The organism is Flavobacterium anseongense (genome assembly GCF_021608185.1).
GTDB classification, from domain to species: Bacteria; Bacteroidota; Bacteroidia; order Flavobacteriales; family Flavobacteriaceae; genus Flavobacterium; species Flavobacterium anseongense.
The window spans coordinates 37,044-60,190 of the sequence record NZ_JAKIHN010000007.1; the positions used below are offsets into that span (position 1 = coordinate 37,044).

Annotated in this window: 15 protein-coding genes; 14 read left to right on the forward strand and 1 reads right to left on the reverse strand. The window is 34.7% G+C overall.

The genetic code is table 11. From position 1 onward, the window contains the following. The first annotated feature begins 41 nt into the window (after positions 1-41). Genes L1S35_RS10410 through L1S35_RS10430 form a run of 5 tightly spaced genes read left to right on the forward strand, consistent with a single transcriptional unit; the run spans position 42 to position 5,313 of the window. Complete coding sequence (locus L1S35_RS10410; protein ID WP_236400386.1) at positions 42-1,091, forward strand: sugar kinase; 1,050 nt, start codon at positions 42-44, stop codon at positions 1,089-1,091. A 6-nt stretch (positions 1,092-1,097) separates the two neighbouring features. Beyond that, positions 1,098-1,547, forward strand: coding sequence for a NanQ anomerase/TabA/YiaL family protein (locus L1S35_RS10415; RefSeq protein WP_236400388.1), 450 nt, complete (start codon positions 1,098-1,100; stop codon positions 1,545-1,547). Positions 1,548-1,552: 5 nt separating this feature from the next. After that, positions 1,553-2,212 (forward strand): beta/alpha barrel domain-containing protein, encoded by a 660-nt coding sequence (locus tag L1S35_RS10420; RefSeq protein ID WP_236400390.1) that lies wholly within the window; start codon positions 1,553-1,555, stop codon positions 2,210-2,212. A gap of 28 nt (positions 2,213-2,240) precedes the next feature. Further along, a complete protein-coding gene (locus tag L1S35_RS10425) occupies positions 2,241-3,689 on the forward strand; it encodes a tagaturonate reductase (RefSeq protein ID WP_236400392.1) in 1,449 nt (482 codons plus the stop codon). A 10-nt stretch (positions 3,690-3,699) separates the two neighbouring features. Next, entirely contained in the window at positions 3,700-5,313 is a 1,614-nt protein-coding gene (locus L1S35_RS10430; RefSeq protein WP_236400394.1) for a UxaA family hydrolase, read from the forward strand. A gap of 33 nt (positions 5,314-5,346) precedes the next feature. On the opposite strand, the gene L1S35_RS10435 is transcribed toward L1S35_RS10430, so the two are convergent. Next, positions 5,347-6,372, reverse strand: a complete 1,026-nt coding sequence (locus tag L1S35_RS10435; protein WP_236400396.1) for a LacI family DNA-binding transcriptional regulator — start codon at positions 6,370-6,372, stop codon at positions 5,347-5,349. A 318-nt stretch (positions 6,373-6,690) separates the two neighbouring features. On the opposite strand from L1S35_RS10435, the gene L1S35_RS10440 reads away from it, so the two are divergent. From L1S35_RS10440 to L1S35_RS10480, 9 genes are all read left to right on the forward strand, one after another. Continuing rightward, the gene (locus L1S35_RS10440; protein WP_236400399.1) at positions 6,691-8,112 is read left to right on the forward strand and encodes a glycoside hydrolase family 28 protein; all 1,422 of its coding nucleotides are present in this window, start codon (positions 6,691-6,693) and stop codon (positions 8,110-8,112) included. Positions 8,113-8,136: 24 nt separating this feature from the next. Then, complete coding sequence (locus L1S35_RS10445) at positions 8,137-11,364, forward strand: SusC/RagA family TonB-linked outer membrane protein (RefSeq protein WP_236400401.1); 3,228 nt, start codon at positions 8,137-8,139, stop codon at positions 11,362-11,364. A 145-nt stretch (positions 11,365-11,509) separates the two neighbouring features. Beyond that, on the forward strand, positions 11,510-13,192 hold the full coding sequence (locus L1S35_RS10450) for a RagB/SusD family nutrient uptake outer membrane protein (protein WP_370641065.1): 1,683 nt from the start codon (positions 11,510-11,512) through the stop codon (positions 13,190-13,192). 96 nt (positions 13,193-13,288) lie between these two features. Further along, positions 13,289-14,500: a glycoside hydrolase family 88/105 protein gene (locus L1S35_RS10455; RefSeq protein ID WP_236400404.1), complete on the forward strand. Its 1,212-nt coding sequence runs from the start codon at positions 13,289-13,291 to the stop codon at positions 14,498-14,500. An 18-nt stretch (positions 14,501-14,518) separates the two neighbouring features. Then, positions 14,519-16,135, forward strand: a complete 1,617-nt coding sequence (locus tag L1S35_RS10460) for a glycoside hydrolase family 43 protein (protein ID WP_236400406.1) — start codon at positions 14,519-14,521, stop codon at positions 16,133-16,135. 18 nt (positions 16,136-16,153) lie between these two features. Next, a complete protein-coding gene (pelA, locus tag L1S35_RS10465) occupies positions 16,154-17,260 on the forward strand; it encodes a pectate lyase (protein WP_236400408.1) in 1,107 nt (368 codons plus the stop codon). 87 nt (positions 17,261-17,347) lie between these two features. Then, positions 17,348-20,575 (forward strand): pectinesterase family protein, encoded by a 3,228-nt coding sequence (locus L1S35_RS10470; RefSeq protein ID WP_236400410.1) that lies wholly within the window; start codon positions 17,348-17,350, stop codon positions 20,573-20,575. Positions 20,576-20,642: 67 nt separating this feature from the next. Continuing rightward, positions 20,643-21,980: a T9SS type A sorting domain-containing protein gene (locus L1S35_RS10475; protein ID WP_236400413.1), complete on the forward strand. Its 1,338-nt coding sequence runs from the start codon at positions 20,643-20,645 to the stop codon at positions 21,978-21,980. Between the two features lie 316 nt (positions 21,981-22,296). Beyond that, entirely contained in the window at positions 22,297-23,127 is an 831-nt protein-coding gene (locus L1S35_RS10480; RefSeq protein ID WP_236400415.1) for a T9SS type A sorting domain-containing protein, read from the forward strand. Positions 23,128-23,147: the final 20 nt, after the last annotated feature.

Consider the following 23,147-nt stretch of genomic DNA (forward strand, 5'->3'; position numbering starts at 1 on the left):
GAATTAAAATTAAAATAGTAACACAATAAAATTAAATGACAATGTCGAAAAAAGTAGTAACATTTGGTGAGATAATGTTAAGATTAGCACCACAAGGATTTTTAAGATTTTCACAAGCTGATAACTTTGAAGTAGTTTATGGAGGAGGAGAATCGAATGTAGCTGTTTCATTAGCCAATTATGGAATTCCGGTTGATTTTGTAACCCGTTTACCTAAAAATGATATCGGAGAATGTGCGATGATGGAGATGCGTAAAAGAGGCGTTGGTGTAGACAAAATTGTTTGGGGTGGTGAGCGTCTTGGAATTTATTTTTTGGAAACTGGAGCCGTATCAAGAGGAAGTAAAGTAGTTTACGATAGAGCCTATTCTTCTATGTCTACTATACAATCGGGTATGATTAACTGGGAAGAAGTTTTTAAAGATGTACAATGGTTTCACTGGACGGGTATTACTCCCGCTATCTCTCAAAGTTCTGCTGATGTTTGTCTGGAAGCTGTAAAAGTAGCAAGTAAATTAGGTGTAACGATTTCAACCGATTTGAATTACCGTGCTAAACTTTGGAAATACTGTGACGCTAAAAAAAGAGAAGAAATCATGACCGAATTGACTTCGTATTGTGATGTAGTTCTAGGAAATGAAGAAGATGCTGAAATGCACTTCGGAATCAAGCCAGAAGGAGCTGCAGTTCAAACACACGGACACGATGTTAAAGCGGAAGCATTCTTATCAGTTTGCCAACAAATGATGGAAAGATTCCCAAGAGCTAAAAAAGTGATTACAACCTTACGTGGTTCTATCTCTGCCTCACACAACACTTGGGCAGGAGTTTTATATGATGGAAAACAAATGCTTCAAACACGTCAATACCAAATTACTGATATCGTTGACAGAGTTGGTGGTGGTGATAGTTTTATGGGTGGATTAATCTACGGATTATTAACCTATCCTGATGATGATCAAAACGCATTGGATTTTGCAGTAGCAGCATCTTGTCTGAAACACACTATCAAAGGTGATGCTAACTTGGTAACTGTTGATGAGGTTAATAAATTAATGGGAGGCGATGCTTCCGGTAGAGTTGCAAGATAATTTATCATGGTAGTAGATACACTTAATAATGCTTCAAAATACAATGGTTTACACCCTTTGTTTGCAACAGCATTTGACTATTTGAAAGGAAAAGATTTAACAAGCCTGGAAGATGGAAAATTCGATATTGCCGAAGGATTAAAGCTTATTGTTAGCAACGGAAACGGAAAAACAGCAACTACAAGCTTGGAAAAATTTGAGTGCCACGATAAAAACATCGACATTCAAATCTGCGCCAACGGTGTGGAAACAATCGGATGGAAGCCAAGAGAAAAATGCAATATTCCTAACGGTGATTATAATGATGAGAAAGATGTTCGTTTTTTCAATGATGAACCGGATATGTTCTTTCAGTTGACAAACAATCAGTTTGTTATTTTTTATCCTGAAGATGTTCATGCGCCGATGATTGGAGAAGGAGCGATTAAAAAATTAGTATTTAAAGTTAAAATTTAAAAAAAATGAGCAACATACAAAAAGTAACCGATGCTATTGTTCAACAGGGAATGCTTCCATTGTATTTCAATGCCGATGAAGAGGTAACTATTGAAGTACTTAGAGCTATCTACAAAGCCGGAGTAAAAGCGGTTGAATATACAAGCAGAGGAGATGCAGCATTAAGCAACTTCAAAAAAATGATTGAAGTGAGAAATGCTGAAATGCCCGGATTATTACTGGGAATCGGAACCATCAAAAACTTACAACAGGCAGAAGAGTATTTTGCTGTAGGTGCTGATTTTTTCATCAGCCCGGGATTTGTTCCTGAAGTTGCAGCTTTTTTAAGAAGCAAAGAAGTATTGTACAGCCCAGGTTGTATGACGCCTTCAGAAATTATAGCAGCTGAAAATGCTGGAGTGAAATTCATTAAGTTATTCCCCGGGAATATGTTAGGTCCGGAATTTTTAAGCGGAATCAAAGATATTTTTCCAAAGTTATTATTCATGCCTACTGGTGGAGTGGATACCACAAGAGAAAATATAGAAGGATGGTACAAAGCCGGAGTTTCTGCAGTTGGAATGGGAAGCAAACTCATTAGCAAACCATTAATGGCGGCTAAAGATTATGCAACAATCGAAACAGAAACAAGAAAAGTTTTGGAATTAATCCAAACAATAAAATAAGTAAGAACATTAAGTAATTAGCAATAAAATGGAAAAATTAAACAGAAAAAACCAGGGATTAGAAAAGAAGTTTCCAATAAAAGTGGTACAATTTGGTGAGGGTAATTTCTTAAGGGCTTTCGTTGATTATGCTTTTCAAAGACTAAATAAAGAAGTCGATTTCAATGCCGGTATTGCTATGGTGCAACCGCTTGAGAATGGAATGATTAATATGATTAATGATCAGGACGGACTTTATACGCTCTTTTTAAACGGAATCAAGAAAGGTGAAAAAATCCAGGAAATTGAACTAATTACGAATGTTGTAAAAGGTATAAATCCTTTTAAAGAGTATTCAGATTATTTAGATTTAGCCAAAGAAGAAGAACTTCAGTTCATAATTTCAAATACCACAGAAGCCGGTATAGAATATATTGATTCAGATACGCTAGATATGAAGCCACCAGTGGCTTTTCCAGCAAGATTAACTGTTTTGTTACATGAAAGATTTAAGTATTTTAATGGCGATGTTTCTAAAGGGCTGACTATTATTCCATGTGAATTAATCAATTATAATGCAGACACCCTAAAAGAAATTATATTAAAGTATTGTGACTTGTGGAGTTTAGATAATTCATTTAAAACATGGTTGTTAGAAAGCTGCACTTTCCATAATACATTAGTAGACAGAATTGTTCCGGGTTATCCAAGAAATGAAATTGAAGAGTACAACAGCAAGTTAGACTATCAGGATAATTTGATTGTTACTGCGGAGCGTTTTTTCCTTTGGGTAATTGAAGGAGGAGAAGATTTAAAGAAAAAATTGCCATTCCACAAAACAGATTTAAATGTGAAAATTGTCGATGATATGCAACCGTTCCGAACGCTAAAAGTTCGCATTCTGAATGGAGCGCATACGGCTATGGTTCCGTTTTCATTGTTGTATGGAAACGATACGGTCAAACAAACCGTTGATGGTGATTTTACTGGTAAATTTGTAAACAGTATTATTTCTGAAATTAATGGGACATTACCATTTGATAAAGAAGAAGTTTTAGCCTATTCGGATGAAGTAATGGATCGTTTCAGAAATCCATTTATTAAACATTTATTGTCTGACATTGCCTTAAATTCTATTTCGAAGTTCAAAGTACGAGTTTTACCAAGCTTGCTTCAGTATTATAATGACAATCAGCAGCTGCCGACCAGTTTAACTTTTTCATTCGCCTGTTTGATTCGATTCTATAAAGGAAAATGGAACGGAAAAGAGTTGCCTGTAAAAGATTCTCAGGAAATTATTGATCAATTTAATGCGGTTTGGAAATTGTCAGATTTAGAATTGATTGTAAATGCGGTATTGGCTAATGAAGAGTTTTGGGGAGAAGATTTAACAAAAATAAATGGCTTGAGTCAGGATATCGTTTTTGCTTTATCGGAAATCGAAACTAATGGCTTGGAAAAAGGATATTTAAATTTTAACAAGCAATATCAATCGTAAAGAATTTATCATGCAAAAGAAATTAATAAAAGTAAACCCAGCCGATAATGTAATTGTGGCCTTGACCGATTTGGTAGGAGGTGAACAAATTGCTTTTGAGGGAACTACAGTTGTACCAACGACTGATGTCAAAGCCAAACATAAAATAGCAGAGACTGATTTTGCAATTGGCGATGACATTATAATGTATGGTGTTTTGGTGGGGAAAGCTTCACAGGCTATAAAAAAAGGAGAAGTAATTACTACCGAAAATGTAAAACATAAAAGTGAAGAAGTTTTTGGTAAAAAAAGTAATTTAGGCTGGACTCCTCCAAATGTAGATCGATGGAAAGACAAAACGTTCAACGGATATCATCGTTCGGACGGACAAGTGGGAACTAAAAATGTTTGGTTGTTTTTTCCATTGGTTTTTTGTGAAAATAAAAATATTGAGAAGCTAAAAGAGATTTTCGAAAACGAATTGATGCCCAAAAAAGATGTTTCGTATAAAAATTTATTACGCTCTTTAATTGAAGAAAAAAGCGTCGAAGAAGTAGCAGAGAAAAACCCAAATGAAAATCTTTTAGATAATATCGAAGTAAAATTTATAAATCATCAAGGTGGTTGTGGTGGAATCCGACAGGATTCAGAACTGTTGGCGAAACTGCTTGCAGGCTATGTGAACAATCCGAATGTTGCAGGTGCTACAGTTTTAAGTTTGGGATGCCAAAATTTACAAATAGATATATTTAAAAAGGCGTTAAAGGAAATAAATCCTAATAGTGATAAAGAAATTTTGATTTATGAGCAACAACAAATCGGTACTACCGATCAAATGTTCCAAATGGTGATTAAAGATTCTTATGAGGCAATTAAAAGAGCCAACCAAATTAAACGTCAACCTGCACCGCTTTCAAAACTAAACATTGGTTTAGAGTGTGGTGGATCTGACGGATTTTCAGGGATATCAGCAAACCCTGCTTTAGGCGTGGTTTCAGATATTTTTGCCGCTTTGGGTGGGAAAACCATTTTGGCTGAGTTTCCGGAACTTTGTGGTGTTGAGCAAGAATTGATGGACAGATGTGTTGATGAAGAAAAAGCCAATAAGTTTTTAACTTTAATGAAAGCTTTTGAGAAATCGGTTGTCGATGCAGGTTCAGGATTTGATATGAATCCGTCACCGGGAAATATTAAAGACGGATTAATTACCGATGCGATGAAATCGGCTGGTGCAGCTAAAAAAGGCGGAACTTCTCCTGTTGTAGATGTTTTAGATTACGGAGAATATATTTCAAAACCAGGTTTAAATCTTTTGAATACACCAGGTAATGATGCCGAATGTACCACTGGATTGGTAGGAGCAGGGTCAACGGTTGTTTTATTTACTACAGGTTTAGGAAATCCAATGGGGAATCCGATTGCACCTGTGGTTAAAATTTCGTCTAATTCGGCACTAATTAATAGAATGTCAGATATTATCGATGTAAATGCCGGAACCGTGATTACGGGGGAGAAAACCATTGCTGAAGTAGGAGCTGAAATAGTAGATTATATTATAGAATTAGCAAGCGGAAATGTAGAAACAAAAGCAGATCAACTGAAACAAGATGTATTTATTCCTTGGAAAAGAGGAGTATCATTATAAAAAAAAAGAGTGAATTTAATTCACTCTTTTTTTTTATGATTTTATTTTTGAAGATGAATTTCGAATTAATAATTCACCATTTAAAACTACCTTTTTTTCAATTTTACTGTCTTTGTTTTTCACTTGTTCTAAAAAGACTTGTGCGGCTACTTTGCCCATTTCCACACTGCATTGATCTACAGATGAAATGGATAATTCCATAAATTCGGTAAAGGGCTCGTTTCCAAAACCAACAACACAAAAATCTTCAGGAATTTTATAACCTTGTTGTTTAAGCTCTTTTATGGCTCCTAATGCAGCAAAATCTGAAGCCGAAAATATTGCGTCAGGTTTAACCTTTAGCTTTAATAATTTCTTTGCAGCTGAATGTCCGGCTTCAACACTACTTTTAATTTTTATCACATATTCATCAGTAAATTCAATGCCATTATCTAAAAGTGCTTGTTTATAGCCATTAAAACGATTTTCATAAATTTCTAAAGAACGATCACCGGTTAGATAGGCAATTTTAGAACATCCTTGCTCTATAATATGTTTTGTTGTTGTATAAGCAGCTCCAAAATCGTTAATTGTAACAGTACTTACTCCTTCAATATTTTTTTTACGGTCAAAAAACACTACAGGGACTTTCTTCTCAAGTGCTTTTTCAATCACACGGTCATTTTCAGAAGCCATATTAGAAACAGACATTAAAATACCATCAACTTGAGCGTTTAACAGCATATTAATGTTCTCTATTTCTCTTTTCTCATCTTCATGTGTTTGACAAATGATTACATTATATTTATGAGAATACAACTCTTCTTCAATTCCACGAATGACAGAAGCAAAGAAATTAGTGTTAATACGTGGAACAATAACACCAATATTATGGCTTTTTCCGCTTTTTAGTGCTTGAGCCAATTTATTCTGTTTGTAATTCATCTTGGTGGCAGTGGCCATAACAAGATCACAAGTGCTTTTACTGATTTTTGGATTGTTGTTTAATGCTCTTGAAACAGTAGCGGCAGATATGTTTAATTCTTTGGCTATGTCGTAAATTGTTGCTTTCGGACTCATTATAAAGTGCTTTTATGAAGGTAAAAGTAGCAAAATTTATTTATAAACATAATTTTGTGCTATCGATTGCACAAATTATTATTAGTTAATGGTTTTTGAATTTGATTTTGTACGGTTAATATTTAATTTTTTCTTAAATTAGCTGGAATATTAGGATATATATAAAAATTTCACGGATTTTTTATATTTATTGTTTTTTAACTATATTTTTTTGGTAAACTGAAAATTAATATTTACGTTTGTGTAATCGATTGCACTAGTTGCATTTTGTAGTTAAAAAAGAACAGGTATCGATGCAAATTAGTTAACATAAATCAAATGTCAAGACAGAATATTCTTAAGATTACCATCGCTTTTTCTTTACTTTCAGTATTGTTTTTTTCGTGTGCTACAAAACAGGATAAATCAACGACTAATGTAGTTAACTGGAATAAAATGCAGGACATTGTGAATAGTGTTAAGGAGCCTGTTTTTCAAAATAAAACTTATTTGATCTCTGATTTTGGTGCTGTAGCAGATGGTGTTTTTGATAATACACAAGTTTTTAAGAAAGCTATTGAAAATTGTTCTGCTAATGGAGGCGGAATTGTTAAGGTTAGTCCCGGAAAATATTTTACCGGTCCAATTCATTTACAGAGTAACGTAAATCTTCATTTGGAAGAAGGAGCTGAACTTTTGTTTAGTACAAATACAAAAGATTATCCAATAGTGCATACCTCTTTTGAAGGTATAGAGTTAATGAATTATTCTCCTTTGATTTATGCATACCAAAAAAGCAATGTAGCAGTTACGGGGAAAGGAACTATAAACGGTCAGGCCGCAAATGGAAATTGGTGGTCATGGTGTGGGAAAGCTGATTACGGATGGAAAAAAGGTGACCCGATTCAAAACGTTAAACGATTAATGGATATGGGGGAAAGTGGTGTTCCGGTTGCTGATCGTCTGTTCGGAGATGGATATTATTTGAGACCAAATTTTATTGAATTTTTTGACTGTAAAAATGTGATGCTGAAAGATATTAAAATTGTTAATGCTCCATTTTGGATTATTCATCCTATAAAATCAGTGAATGTTATAGTTGATGGTGTCAATATTATCAGTCATGGTCCAAATAATGACGGTTGTGATCCTGAATATTCTAAAAACGTTATCATTCGTAATTGCAGTTTTAATACAGGTGATGATTGTATAGCCATAAAATCAGGCAGGGATACAGATGGAAGAAGAGTCGGTATTCCAAGTGAAAATATAGTTGTACAAAATTGTAAAATGTTTGATGGTCACGGCGGTGTAACAATGGGTAGTGAAATTTCGGCAGGCGTAAGAAATGTATATGTAGAGAATTGTGATATGGACAGCCCTGAACTAGACCGGGCTATCAGAATCAAATCAAATACACGCAGAGGCGGATTTGTTGAAAATGTGTGCGTCAGAAACTTAAGAATCGGACAGGTAAAAGAGTCTGTACTGGGAATAGATTTATTTTATTCTATTCACGGAAATCAAACAGGAAATTATATGCCAAAAGTTCAGAATATATTTTTAGAAAATATTACTGTAAAGAATGGTGGTAAATATGGGATTTTGGCAAAAGGGCATGCTGAATCACCAATAAAAAATATTATATTAAAGAACGTTACAATTGATAAAATAGGCTCCAAATACACAGTTGAAAATGTTGAAAATTTGCAATTTATAAACACTAAAATAAACGGAATTCTGATTGAACAACCAAAATAAAATTTAAATAAACCAATAATTATTATGAGTATAAAATGTTTTTATAACAAAGCCGCAAAATATCGTTTTGCAATGACTATTATCCTAATGCTATTCATGAGTTCTCAGGTTATGGCTCAAGGTGATATTACAGTTACAGGGGTAATTATAGATGCGGGAGGTTTAACTTTACCTGGAGTAACCATTAGTGAACAGGGAACAAAAAATGCCGTTAGCAGTGATTTTGATGGAAAGTTCACAATAAAAGTTGCCGGAGCAAAAAGCGAATTGGTTTTTACTTATATCGGATATGAAACACAAACAGTGAAAGTAGGTACAAAAAAACAAGTAAATGTTGTTTTAAATAGTGCAACTAACAAACTGGATGAAGTTGTTGTAATCGGATATGGTACTTCCAAGAAATCGGATTTGACAGGTTCTGTAGTTTCTGTTTCTGGAGAGGATCTTAAAAAAATGGCAACAGCGAGTGTAGCAGAAACTTTAACAGGTCGTGTTGCAGGTTTGCAGGTTGCTTCTACAGAAGGATCGCCGGATGCAAATATAAGCTTAAAAGTTAGAGGTGGTGGTTCTATATCACAGGATAGTTCACCATTGCTAATTGTTGATGGATTTCCGGTTAATAGTATTAATGATATTTCACCATCTGATATTGAAAATATTTCTGTTTTAAAAGATGCGTCATCTACTGCTATTTATGGAGCTAGAGGTGCATATGGTGTAATTATCATAACCACCAAAAAAGGTGGTAAAGACGGGGGTAAAGTTACAGTGAGTTATAATTCATTTTTTGCAACTAAAAAAATAGCTAACACTATTTCAGTGCTGAATCCTCAGGACTTTGCCAATTGGCAATATGAGTATGCTCAACTCACAAATGATATCCCATCTTATGAAGACCCATTCGGTGGAGCATGGTCACCAACTCAATATGAAGGTGTAAAGGCTACAAATTGGCAAAAAGAAATTTATGGACAAACAGGTGTTGTGCAAAACAATGATTTAGGTATTAGAGGAGGTTCAGATAAATTAAATTACAATTTTAATTATACAAAGTATAATGAAAAAACCATTATGCTGGGTTCAACTTTTGATAGAGATAACTTATCCTTAAATTTAAGAAGTAAGGCTAATGATAAAATTGATTTATCATTCACTATGCGGTACTCAAACACAGAAATAACAGGTGGAGGAGCAAATGAGCAAAATGAAGTTTCTTCTCAAGATTCTCGTTTGAGACATGCAGTTGGATATGCTCCATTTCCACTAGCAGGTGTAACTACAGACAATACCGATGAGGCTATTTCTACCTATCTTATCAATCCACTTGTGGCTGTAGCAGATAATGATCGTTTACAAACCAGAAAAAATTATAACACTTTGGGTAGTTTCTCATGGAAAATTACTGATAATATTCAGTTTAAAACGGAATTAGGTCTTGATAATTATTTTTATAATGATAATCGTTTTTATGGTAGGTCTACTTATTATGTTAGAAACATTCCTCTACCTGAGAACCAAGGATTAGCAGCACTTATTATGCGCGGACGTAAAGAAGTGAGGTTTAGAAATGCAAATACAATAAATTATGATTTTAAAAAGACATTAGGCAAAGGTCATAAATTAAAAATACTTTTAGGTGAGGAGTCTATAAATTATAATGTTACTAACTTAACAAATACCATTCATGCTTTTCCACAGGCCTTTACTTTTGATGATGCTATGAATCTTTCTTCTCAAGGAAAACCGTTTAGTGTAGATAATTTTGTTAGTCAGGAAGATAAGTTACTATCCTTTTTTGGACGTGTAAATTATGATTTTAAAGATCGATACATATTTACAGCAACTATGCGTGCAGACGGTTCCAGTAAATTTTTAGGAGATAACCGTTGGGGCTATTTCCCGTCAGCAGCAGGAGCATGGAAACTGACCGAAGAGAAATTTTTGAAAAACGTAAAATGGTTAGACTTATTAAAACTTAGAGTAAGTTATGGTCAGGCAGGTAATAATAATATTCCAACAGGTCAAACGATACAAACATACCAATCGTCAACATCTGCTTGGATAGATGGAGTAACTAACTTTTGGGCAGCATCCCAATATTTAGCAAACCCGGATTTGAAATGGGAAACTGTAATAACACAAAATGTTGGACTTGATTATGAATTGTTTAAAGGTCGTGTTAGTGGTTCTTTTGAATTATATAAAAACATTACTAAAGATTTACTTCTTTCTTTTCCTATTTCAGGAGCTGGTTACAATTTTCAGTATAGAAATATGGGAGAAAATCAAAATACCGGTGTAGAAACTTCTTTAAATGTAACTGCAATACAAAAGAAAAATTACGGATTAAGTTTTGGTTTCAATATTAGTTTCAATAAAAACAGAATTAATTCCCTTGGAGAATTAGATGATTTTGAATGGTCAAGTGGTTGGGCTTCAACAGCTATAGGAACCGACTATGTGGTTAAAGTTGGTAATCCATTAGGGTTGATGAAAGGATATAGAAGCGATGGTCGTTACGAAGTGTCAGATTTTGATTATACGAGCGGTTCGCCTGTTTTGAAACCTGGTGTTGCTAATGCTGATGGAATTTTTGGAACTGTTGTTCCCGGAACTATGAAATTAAAAGACCTTAATGGAGATGGGGTAATAAATGCAGATGATCAAACTGTTATTGGAGATGCTAATCCGGTTCACACTGGAGGTTTTGTAATCAATGCCAATGCCTATGGATTTGATTTGTCAGCAGCGTTCAACTGGAGCTACGGAAACGATGTGTATAATGCAAGTAAGATTGAATACACTACAGCGATTTCAAATAATGATACTGGACAATATAGAAACCTGTCTGCAGAAATGGCTGGAGGAAACAGATGGACAAATACAGATCCAACTTCTGGACTAGTAGTAACTGATCCGACAGCACTCGCTGCACTTAATGCTAATACATCAATGTGGTCACCATATCAGAGCCGTTACGTGTTTTCTGATTGGGCTGTTGAAGATGCTTCTTTCTTAAGATTAAACACGTTAACACTTGGATACTCACTTCCTAAAGATCTTATATCTAAAATATCAATCTCTAAATTGAGATTTTATGTGACGGCTAATAATGTTTTTGTTCTTACCAACTATTCAGGTCTTGACCCAGAGGTATCTACAAGAAGAAATACACCTTTCACTCCTGGAGTGGATTCATCTCCATATCCTCGTAGTAGACAATATGTTTTTGGTTTAAACCTTAATTTTTAATTAAATAATTTATTTTAAAATGAAAAAAATAGTAATAATAACAGGGATATTTATAACAGGGCTGTTTTCTTCTTGTAATAATTTTGATGATGCCCTAGAATCTCAAGCAGTATCAAGTTTGGAGGAGTCTGTTATTTTTTCAAACTTGGATTTGACTAAAGGTGCTATAGACGGAATTAAAATACCATTTGGAGAAACCAATTCATACAGAGGACGTTTCCTCCCTTGGTATGGTTTTAATACCGATTCAGAATGGTACAATTCATCCGAAACAGCAGGTGATAAGGCCGATCTTTGTGTTTACGATGCTAAGCCTAATAATGTTGAGATGAATACCGCTAACAATGCCTGGTCAATGATGTATCAGGGAATTGAGCGTGCCAATCTTTGTATTCGAGGTATTCGTAATTATGGTAACCCAGCTCCAGGAAATGAAATGGGATATTTACTTGGAGAAGCTTTAACTTTAAGAGCTATTTATTATGCTGATTTAGTAAAAGCCTGGGGTGACGTACCAGCTCGTTTTGAACCTACCAACTCACAAACTATATTTTTAGGAAAATCAAGTAGAGATATAATTTATAAACAATTAATTCAAGATCTTGGTGAAGCCTCAACTTTAGTACCATGGCCTAATGGAAATGCTGCTACTACAAATGTACAAAGAATTAATAAAGCATTTGTAAAAGGACTACGCGCAAGACTGGCAATGGTTGCCAGCGGATACCAACAATATCCAGATGGAATAAGAAGAAGTACTGACACTGATCTTTCTGTTGCTAACATGTATGCTTTAGCATTAAGTGAATGTAATGATGTTATTCAAAGCGGTACAGCACATTTAGAGCCATCTTTTGAAACATTCTGGAGAAAATACAATCAGGAAAATACCGCTGCCGGTGGTGAGTCACTTTGGGAATTGCCTTTTGGAGCCGGTAGAGGAAGAATGCTTTTCACTTTTGCTGTAAACCACACTAGTATTGATCAGTTCCAGGCTAATGGTTCTAATAGAGGTGGGGTTGCAGGTCCGCTTCCTCATATCTTTTATGATTATGACGTAGCGGATAGCCGCAGAGATGTTACCTGTGTTCCTTACAGATATGGCACAGCAAGTAATACGGTATTAACAAATGGCTTTCCTACAGCAAAACAAACATTAGTTGGTATTAATAGATGGTATTTTGGTAAATACCGTTACGAATGGATGACTCGTAGAGTAATTTCAACTAATGATGATGGAGTTAATAAAATATACATGCGTTATGCTGAAGTGCTTTTAATGGCGGCAGAAGCTGCTAATGAGTTAAATGGTCCTGCAGCTGCAGCACCATATTTAAAAGAAATTCGCAGAAGAGCTTTTGCACCTGCAAATCATGCTGTGAAAGTTGATGCTTATGTAGATGCATTAGGCAGCAAAGAAGCTATGTTTAATGCCATTGTTGAAGAGCATAAGTTTGAATTTACAGGTGAAATGGAACGTAAACAAGCGCTTATACGTTGGAATTTATTAGGAGCAAAATTAACAGATGCCAAAGCAAAAATGTTCAGATTACAACAACGAACCGGAGAATATGCAGATGTGGCAACAACCTTATATTTTAAATATAATACAGATAATGTATCATTAATTATTTATGGTTTAAATCACGGTGAAACTACTGATCCGGGAGCAGGATACACCTCTTTTAGTTGGAATAATTTGTCAGACACCAAGATAAATGGTCTTGTAAAAGCAGGAGCAGATCCTGATAACAGACAGTTCTGGCCAATATGGCAGGTATTCCTTGATGGTAGCAATGGTCTTTTAGTAAATGATTACGGCTACTAGAAAATAAGTAAGTTTTTAGTAAGGCTCATTTATAGATGAGCCTTACTTTTTTAATGATTTTTTTTGAGATTTCTTATATGGTATTGATTTTAAATTATGAAAAATAAAATGTCTTTTTTTAAAATAAGAATAGCTTTAAATGTTGTAATGGTTTTTATTGGACTCAATGTTGTAGCCCAAAATAAAACGGTTTCAAATATTCCGACTAATTTAAAATGGTCAGAAAGAATGGCTTTGTCCGAAATGAAACGCTATCCTGAAGCTTACCAAATAGATGAAAAAAAAGAACCTAAATGGGATTATGTTCACGGTCTAGTTTTGACTTCGATAGAGAAATTGTACAAAAAGACTAACGATAAAAAGTATTACGACTATATAAAAGGGTATGCAGATGCTACCATCGATAATGATGGCGTAATCAAATCATATAAATTCGACACTTATAATATTGACATGGTTACTGCAGGAAGAATCCTTTTTAACCTATACGATACGACTAAAGATTCAAGATATTTAAACGTATTACAGCTCCTAAGAAAACAACTGCAGGAACAACCAAGAACACCAAGTGGTGGATTTTGGCATAAAAAAGTGTACCCAAACCAAATGTGGCTCGATGGATTATATATGGGAGAACCATTTTATGCACAATATACTGTGACATACGAAAATGGAGCAAACCTTGATGATATTGCCAAACAGTTTGAATTAATTCAGCTGCATGCCACCGATAAAAAGACAGGTTTGTTATATCATGGCTGGGATGAAAGCAAGGAAATGCCATGGGCAGATAAAGAAACGGGCTGTTCTCCAAATTTTTGGTCACGCTCAATCGGATGGTATATGATGGCATTGGTTGATGTGTTAGATTATTTTCCAAAAGAGCACCCAAAGCGAAATGAATTAATTAGCTATTTAAATAATATTGCCAATGCCATAGCAAAAGTTCAGGACAAATCCGGACTCTGGTATCAGGTAACTGATAAAGGAGGAAGCGAAGGGAATTATCTGGAATCTTCAGGTTCATCAATGTTTGCTTATGCTCTAGCAAAAGGAGCCAACAAGGGATATCTACCAAAAAAATTTAAAAAAATTGCGTGCAAAGCTTTCAAAGGATTAACAAAACAATTAATAAAAACAGATGCCGATGGTGAGATTACAATCACTCAGGCATGCGCTGTAGCAGGACTTGGTGGAAAACCTTATAGAGATGGTTCTTATTCCTATTATGTGAATGAACGAAAAAAAGATAACGATCCTAAAGCAACCGGTTCTTTTATTCTGGCCGCTTTAGAATTGAATAAATAGATTTTGTAGCTGATGAAAATGAATAGTATATATTTTTTATGCTTCTTTTTTACCTCTTTCCTTTTTGGACAAGAGCGTGGAGATTCATTTTCTAAATCAATATGGGTTTCGGATAAAGGAGACGGAACATATACCAATCCAATTTTAAATACTGATTATTCCGATCCTGATGTGATTCGAGTTGGAGATAAATTTTATATGACAGCTTCGTCTTTCAATTGTATTCCGGGTTTGCCAATTCTTGAATCTAATGATTTGGTGAACTGGAAACTGATTAATTACGGATTAAAAAAGCAAAAGCCAGTATCCTTTTATAATAAAGCACAGCACGGAAAAGGAGTTTGGGCACCATGCATCCGATACCATAACAAAGAATTCTATATCTATTATCCTGACCCTGATTATGGAATTTATATGATTAAATCCAAAAAAGCAGAAGGACAATGGTCGGAACCAATTTTGGTAAAAAAAGGAAAAGGGTTGATTGATCCAACACCACTCTGGGATGATGACGGAAACACGTATTTAGTTTATGCTTTTGCAGGAAGCCGAGCCGGAATCAAAAGCATATTGGTTGGATGCACCATGAATGCTGAAGGAACTATGACCAATAATGATGAAGTGCTTCTATTTGATGGTCATCAGGATGAACCTACATTAGAAGGCCCAAAGATTTACAAAAGAAATGGTTACTATTATATTTTTGCTCCGGCTGGCGGTGTAGCTACAGGTTGGCAAACGGTTTTCAGAGCCAAAAATATTTATGGTCCGTATGAAAATAAAAAAGTTTTAGAGCAGGGAACATCAAATGTAAATGGACCGCATCAAGGTGCGTGGATTCAAACTAAATCGGGCGAAGATTGGTTTATTCATTTTCAGGACAAAGGTATAATAGGAAGAGTTGTGCATCTGCAGCCAATGAAATGGGTAAACGATTGGCCTGTTATCGGAATAGATACTAATGGTGATGGAATCGGTGAGCCTGTTTTAAATCATAAGAAACCAAATGTTGGCAAATCGTATCCGGTTGTTTATCAAAAAGAATCTGATGAATTTAACAAGCCTATTTTAGACTTACAATGGCAATGGCATGCGAATCCTCAAATAAACTGGGGTTTTCCAAGCAGCTACGGGTATTATATGCTAAATTGTATTCCGAAACCAAAAAAAGCAGTTAATCTTTTTGATGTGCCGAATTTACTTTTGCAAAAATTTCCATCCGAAGAGTTCACAGCTACAACAAAATTGATTGTGAATTTTAATTTTGATGAAGAAGAGGCAGGGTTATTGGTAATGGGGTTGGATTACTGCATGTTAAGGATAAAACAAACAGAGAATAAGTTGTATTTGTCTCAGATGATATGCTTAAATGCAGATAAAAATCAAGCAGAAAGTGAAGCTGCTTCGGTTTTGTTAAAAAGTAACATTGTCTACCTGCAGATTAAATCTCTTGGTGACGGAATGTGTACTTTTTTTTATAGTGAAGATGGAACCGATTTTAAATCAATCGGAATTCCTTTTAAAGCTAGAGAAGGCAAATGGATTGGAGCTAAATTAGGATTTGTAGCGTTGCGTAACGGATTCATTAATAACGCAGGAAATTGTAAGCTGGATTGGATAAGATTTAATAGCTAAATCAGTAAGATATAAAAGATGAAAAAAATAGCGACTATTTTGATACTAATGTTTTTTACTGTTTCCTGTAAATCGGCAGCACAGTATAAAAAAACGGAAGATCAAGAACATTCTAAGATAACAGATTGGAACAAATTCATAGTATCCAAAGATGATAATTGGTACGCAACTGAAGAAGCACAAAAGGTAGCCGAAAACGTCCTATTGTACCAACGCGATTTTGGAGGTTGGCCAAAAAATACCCAAATGCAAAACCAATTATCACAAGCTGAAAAGAAGCAGCTTTTAGAATTGAAATCCGATCCTAATGGATGTACTATTGATAACGGAGCTACGGTTCAGGAAATGCTTTTTTTATCTAAAATAAACAAACAGCAACCGAATGAAAAATACAAAAATGCCTTTTTTAGAGGATTGATGTATTTGATTTCTGCTCAATATGCTAATGGAGGTTTTCCTCAATTCTTCCCATTGAAAAAAGGCTATGCCAAGCACATCACTTATAATGATGATGCAATGGTCAATGTGCTGAAATTATTTAAAGAAATTAAAGATAACTCAAACTATTATTCAATTGTACCCCCTGCAGAAATAGTATCCATGGCACAAACCGCTTTTGATAAAGGAATTGATTGCATTTTAAAAACACAATACAAACAAAAAGGAGTACTTACCAGTTGGTGCGCACAACATGATGAGGTTACATTACTTCCTGCTGATGCCAGAGCGTTTGAATTAGCATCTTTAAGTGGAAAGGAATCTGCAAAAATCACCTTGCTTTTAATGTCAATAGAAAATCCGTCTAAAGAAATTGTAGATGCTGTAGAAGCTGCTGTTCTCTGGTTTGAAAAAACGAAAATAACAGGAATTAAAATCGAAAATGTACCAACCGGAGATGGAGATAAAACGGATAGAACAGTTGTAGAAAGTCCAGATGCTGAACCACTTTGGGCCAGATTTATGGAATTGGATAATAATAAACCATTTTTTTGTGATCGTGATGGTGTGAAAAAGGCAACATTGGCAGAAATTGGATACGAGCGAAGAAATGGTTACGGGTGGTATGCCAGTGAACCAAGAGAAGTTTTAAAGAAATATCAAGATTGGAAAAGCAAGATTAAATAGAATTGAAACAAAACTTTTGATAAAATCTTGCTACAATGCAATCGATTACAAAAAAAATATGTATCATTATAAATTAAAAAAAATATTATGAAATTGAAAATCAAGTTACTCTTTTTTACGTTGTTACTTTCAATGTCATCTCTTCATGCTCAAACTACAGATGTTTGGGATTTTGGAGCGGTACAGTTAAATTCCGGAACATATAATAATATGTTGAACGAAACGGTGATTAACTCATGGTATGGTGCTGTAACACCCGGTAGCACTGCTATCAATTTCCCCGTTAGTTTTACTTCCGGAGCCTTGTCTTGGGTTGGAAACTCGGGAGACAGGTTGCGAACAAGTAATACCAATTTAACCCGTTTTGATGCAAATATTGCCAGTGTAACTACACATACAGGTAGAGTTTATTGTAACGGTACACCAAATCTTTCAGCCGGAGTACCAACAAACAGGTTTATGAGAATGGTTCTTAATGAAGATGACGAAGTTACTGTTGTATCAAGAACAGACGCCGCAGCCTCATTAAGCTTTGTAAATGAAGCAAACCCAAGTTTACAAACTGATCTTGTTGCACCTACTTTTGCCAGTGGTGCTGTAACCGAAGTTAAGTATGTTGCCAAAAATGCGGGTACATTTAAAATTTACTCCGCAGATGGTAAAGCCAGTTTTTACAGAATATTGAGAAGACCAGCAGTCTATACGACCGTGTCGGGAAATATAGATGTTTCACAAGCTACAGGAATTCCTGGAAATTATGCTGTAGTGTTTACAAATCTAGCCGGAAAATCATGGACATCAACCATGAATATGGATGGTACTTATAATGTTAATTTGCCTATTGGATATACTTATGAAATTAGTTTAGTGAATGCAAATGGTTATATAATTTCCAACGGCACCACTTTAAATTTAATACCTGTAACCACACCGACTTTCACACATGATATTACGATTTTACAGGTTTCGTTATATCAAGTCAGCGGTTCAATAGCGGGTCTTGGAACAGCAATATCAAACTTAGGTTTAACCTATACAGCTATTCCTTCAAGTGGTGCGATTTACATTCCGGTGCCAATTATTAATACAGTAAATTCAACATACACGGTTTTATTGGAGGCTAACATTCAATATACTATTACAGCAAATGGGGTTAATGATTATCTGTTAGATTCGAATACCATCACTATTCCGGCAGCTAATACAGTTTCGGATATTAGTTTTACTCCAAAACCAGTTTACAATATTACAATTACTACTACTGGTTTGACCACGACTCAGGAGAATAATTTGCAATTAACATTCACCAATTTAAACGAAAGTGGCTATGTCTATAATTTCACCGGCCTAACTGGAATTGCTTTACGTAATGGTACTTATGCCGTTACCTATGGTGGCTTAAATGCTTATCCGGTTGATATGTCGTTAACATCTAATTTAGTAGTTAACGGTTCTCCGGTTTCAAAAACATTGGCATTTGTTCCGGTAACAGTTTGGTCGTTTAATGATCGGGTTATTACAACGGCAAATTCTTCTTATAAAGGAATGCTTTTTACAGGGAATATTTCTAATTCAATCAGTCAAGGTCATTTAATTGCCCAAGCAGGTTCAACTATTCAGGTTCCGGTGAACGTTGGCGAGAAAATTAGAATTGACTATTATTACTCAGCCAATTTTTCAATTGAAGGAGGAGCAACTTTAAGTACCATAAATTCAACCGGATCAACTTCAATTATTGATAGTGTTGAGTATACTTATACAGGTTCTTCTCCGGGATTTGTCAATATTGCTATAGCAGGGACAACTTATTTTACCGAAATAAAAATAGGAGGAATTGTTCCTTACAGTCCAATAATAACTGTTGGAGTTGGCAAAGATTATCAAACCATTAACGCTGCTTTAGATGCTGTTTCAAATATGATAAGAACTAGCACAGATAGAGTTACTATAGTGATTGATCCGGGTAATTATGAAGAAATGTTAGTAATTAATCAACCTTTAATTAAATTAAAAAATGCTTCCGCTACACCTAGTACTGCTCTTTTAAATGGAGGCGTTAATATTGATGCCAATGCGGTTAGAATTACTTCGTATTACGGACATGGATATACCTATTTTAGTATGTCTTCAGACCAAAAATGGCACCAAGATGTATTGAATGTGAATACAGCAAATGGATATGCATCTTATCAAAATGTTGGAGCGGGAACTACTAATGGTTCTTATTGGAATGCTACTGTAGTAGTTGGTGCAGATGGTTTTGAAGCTGAGGGAATTATTTTTGAAAATTCGTTTAACCAATATATTTCTAATAAAGAATCTCAAGACACCGTTTTGGCATGGACAGTTGGTAGCCCGGGAGTGAGACCTACAAATGTAGGTAATACTAATGTACAAAACAGAACAATGGTAGAAAGAGCAGCTGCGATAGCAATAAAAAATAATATTCAAAAAGTAATTTTGAATAAGTGTAGAGTTGTTGGACGCCAAGATTCATTTTTTGGAGGAACAGGTTCAAGAGTTGCGGTTTATAAAGGTGACTACATGGGTGCAGTAGATTATATTTTTGGAGGAATGGATGTAGTCTTTTATCAGTCTAAATTGAGTATGAATGTAAGCGATCAATCCAATGACCAAGCTTATATTACAGCAGCACAGCAAACTACCGGAAGAGGGTTTTTAATGTATGAATGTACCATTACTTCGGCTGAGCCTTTGGTAGAAACAGCTTCTGTTTACCGCGCAAAACCAGGTTATTTTGGACGTCCATGGCAAGCTAATACTAGTGAAGTTGTTTTCTACAATACTACAATTGAAACTTCAAATTACCCAGGATTCATTGGTAATTCATTGATTGTTCCGCTAGGGTGGCAAAATACTTTAGGAGGTACTTCAAGTGGAATGTATGAATATGGCACAACAGAAATTTCGGGAGTAAATAATGGACCAAGCCGTGCTACATGGGCAACCTATTTAACATCGCCGGTGTTGAACGATGCAACTCCAATCACTACATTTAATTTCACCAAAGGATTAGACAATTGGGATCCGTTTCCGCAATTGATTTTGGACGATGCATTAGGAAATAATGATTTTCAACCAACTTCTAAAGTTAATGTATATGCTTATAAAAATACGGTTGTAATTTCAAATGTGAAATCGAATACAAGTATAGCAGTTTATGCTATGAATGGTTCATTAGTTAAGTCATTCAAAACCGATACCGATACTGAATTTAATTTAAGTAAAGGTTTGTGGATAGTGCATGTAAATGCAGAAGATGGACAAAAATCAGTAAAATTATTAACGTTTTAATAGTATACAATTCTGTATAAATAGACTATTTAAGTTACACAAAATAAAGCACAATAAAATGAATAGAATGAGTAAAAAATTAATTATTGCCTTTTTCTTTTTGACAATGATAAAGGCGTTTGGACAAAATTATTATATGGCAACTCCGGAAGGATTTGGAGCCGCAGTAACAGGTGGCACTAGTACAACGCCGGTAACGGTTAGCACCTACACTACTTTTAAAAATGCACTTCAATCAACATCGGCGGCCAATTCAGTGATTTTGGTTTCAGGAACGATTGACTGTGTTTACACTAGTGTAACATTGAACAACAAAACCATTATAGGATTGCCTGGAGCCAGACTTAGAAATACTCAGATAACTGTTGGTAATTCAACTACTTCTGCTGCTAATTCGGGAATACTTAATATAAAACCGGGTTCCAATAACGTAATTATAAGAAATCTTATTTTTGAAGGTCCGGGGGCATATGATGTTGATGGGAGAGATAATCTTACCAATGAAGGTACAAATGTTTGGGTAGACCATTGTGAGTTTCAGGACGGAATTGATGGTAATTTTGATAATAAAGGAATGGCTGACAATGTAACAATTTCCTGGTGTAAATTTACCTATTTAAAGCCTGCTATATCAGGAGGTTCCGGAGGTTCAAATGATCATCGTTTTTCAAATCTTATTGGTTCAGATTCTAACGATGCTCCGGCAGACGGACATTACAGCATTACGTTTAAAAATTGTTATTGGGCAAACGGATGTAAAGAAAGAATGCCTAGAGCCAGAAATGCTGAGCTTCATATTCTCAACTGCTATTATAGTACAAACGTATCTGGTTCAAGAGCAATTGGTTTAGGCGGTGGAATAAACAATTCTACCTGTTATGTAGAAAAAACACACTTTGCGAATATAGGATCTGTATATACCAGCTATGTTAGCTCAGATGGTGGAACAGTTGGAATTAAATATATGAATTGTCTTAGTGGTGGAAGTAATGTTGGAACAGTTGCTACTCCAACTTACACAACAACGCAAATGCCTGTTAATGAAGTTTCAGCCTTTTTAACGGATGCAACATGTGGAGCAGGAGCTACGTTACAAGTAACTGCCGGTGGAGTAGTTTCACCAAGTAATTGTACCTTGGGGATTAATGAAATTAGCTCTGATACATCTATTACTATTTCTTCTAATTTGGTTGATGATACTTTAAAAATACACTTCTTAAACAATATTGCAGGTAATGGGAAAATAGTTATTTATTCTATGAGCGGTCAAAAAGTTTTTAGTTCTTCAAAATACATCTCATCTGATGAGACAGTTGAGTTTAATTTGGAAAGCTTACCAAAAGGGCTCTATATATGTAAAATTGAAATAGATAACAAAGCAACCAATTTGAAGTTTATTAAATAATATATAATTGAATAACAAAATCAGCATTGTCAAACATTAAAAATAAATAACATGAGTAAATTATTTTCACATAGTGTTTATTTATTAATTAAATTTGTTAGGAAAATATATAAAACCTGTAAAACCTTCTTTAAAAATAAATTTTTGAAGCCGAAAACTGGTTATTATAATCAATTATTGACAAAGTATCTGGATAAATTACAATAAAGCTAAAAAAAAAAGGATATTTTTTTTGAAATCAAAAAATTATATTACTTTTATGCAATCGATTACAATTAACTTAAAAATAAATAATAATAACAAAAAACTCTTTAAAATGAAAACAAAATTACTTTCAATTACTTTAATGATGGTGCTTTTTACTAGTATCACAAATGCACAGACTAAAATATGGGATTTTGGAAATGATACAGCAACATGGCCTGTAACTGGTTCCGGAGTTGGAACTATTGGTGCAGACACTCAGGCCGTAATAGATAATTTAGGATTATTTTCTAATGACCCAAGTGCATCTTCAGATATTGTAAACTTCGGTTCAATCAATGCAAGTGCCGCATCATTTTCAGATGGATTTACAGCTGTAAATAGATTTCAATTGAATGGTGCAGGATATCCATCTGCCGGAGGTTTCATACCTATGCCAACACAACGTTATATCTTTTTTGATGTAAATGGTGCATGTACTGTAAAAGTATGGTTTAAAACAGGAAGTAACGGTACTGTAAGAACAGTATATGTTACTGATGGAACTGCTACTGTTGGTTCTGCTGCTTCAAATTCAGGAGGTAATGCAGATTTAGTTATCTTAACAGCTAATGCTACTGCTGCCGGTAGATATTATATTTATGCAGATGCCGCATGTAACCTTTATAAAGTTAGTGTTGTTGGAGCAACTGTAAATACAGTTTTATCTAATGATGATTTTCAAGCAGAATCACCGGTAAAAGCATTTACAAGAGGTCGTGAAATTTATTTGTCTAATATAGCATCAAAAACTCAAGTGGAAGTATATTCAGTAACCGGAGCTTTAGTTAAATCTATGACTACTGAATCAGATACTAATTTTGATGTTTTAACTGCCGGTGTTTACATTGTAAAAGTTAAATCGGAAGAAGGTCAAAAATCGATTAAAGTAGTAGTTCAATAATTAGGAACTTATACAAATGC

What these genes read in the sequence shown, in the direction of transcription:
- L1S35_RS10410 (WP_236400386.1), top strand. Translation starts at nt 42, where the DNA reads ATGTCGAAAAAAGTAGTAACATTTGGTGAGATAATGTTAAGATTAGCA.
- L1S35_RS10415 (WP_236400388.1), top strand. Translation starts at nt 1,098, where the DNA reads ATGGTAGTAGATACACTTAATAATGCTTCAAAATACAATGGTTTACAC.
- L1S35_RS10420 (WP_236400390.1), top strand. Translation starts at nt 1,553, where the DNA reads ATGAGCAACATACAAAAAGTAACCGATGCTATTGTTCAACAGGGAATG.
- L1S35_RS10425 (WP_236400392.1), top strand. Translation starts at nt 2,241, where the DNA reads ATGGAAAAATTAAACAGAAAAAACCAGGGATTAGAAAAGAAGTTTCCA.
- L1S35_RS10430 (WP_236400394.1), top strand. Translation starts at nt 3,700, where the DNA reads ATGCAAAAGAAATTAATAAAAGTAAACCCAGCCGATAATGTAATTGTG.
- L1S35_RS10435 (WP_236400396.1), bottom strand. Translation starts at nt 6,372, where the DNA reads ATGAGTCCGAAAGCAACAATTTACGACATAGCCAAAGAATTAAACATA.
- L1S35_RS10440 (WP_236400399.1), top strand. Translation starts at nt 6,691, where the DNA reads ATGTCAAGACAGAATATTCTTAAGATTACCATCGCTTTTTCTTTACTT.
- L1S35_RS10445 (WP_236400401.1), top strand. Translation starts at nt 8,137, where the DNA reads ATGAGTATAAAATGTTTTTATAACAAAGCCGCAAAATATCGTTTTGCA.
- L1S35_RS10455 (WP_236400404.1), top strand. Translation starts at nt 13,289, where the DNA reads ATGAAAAATAAAATGTCTTTTTTTAAAATAAGAATAGCTTTAAATGTT.
- L1S35_RS10460 (WP_236400406.1), top strand. Translation starts at nt 14,519, where the DNA reads ATGAATAGTATATATTTTTTATGCTTCTTTTTTACCTCTTTCCTTTTT.
- pelA (WP_236400408.1), top strand. Translation starts at nt 16,154, where the DNA reads ATGAAAAAAATAGCGACTATTTTGATACTAATGTTTTTTACTGTTTCC.
- L1S35_RS10470 (WP_236400410.1), top strand. Translation starts at nt 17,348, where the DNA reads ATGAAATTGAAAATCAAGTTACTCTTTTTTACGTTGTTACTTTCAATG.
- L1S35_RS10475 (WP_236400413.1), top strand. Translation starts at nt 20,643, where the DNA reads ATGAGTAAAAAATTAATTATTGCCTTTTTCTTTTTGACAATGATAAAG.
- L1S35_RS10480 (WP_236400415.1), top strand. Translation starts at nt 22,297, where the DNA reads ATGAAAACAAAATTACTTTCAATTACTTTAATGATGGTGCTTTTTACT.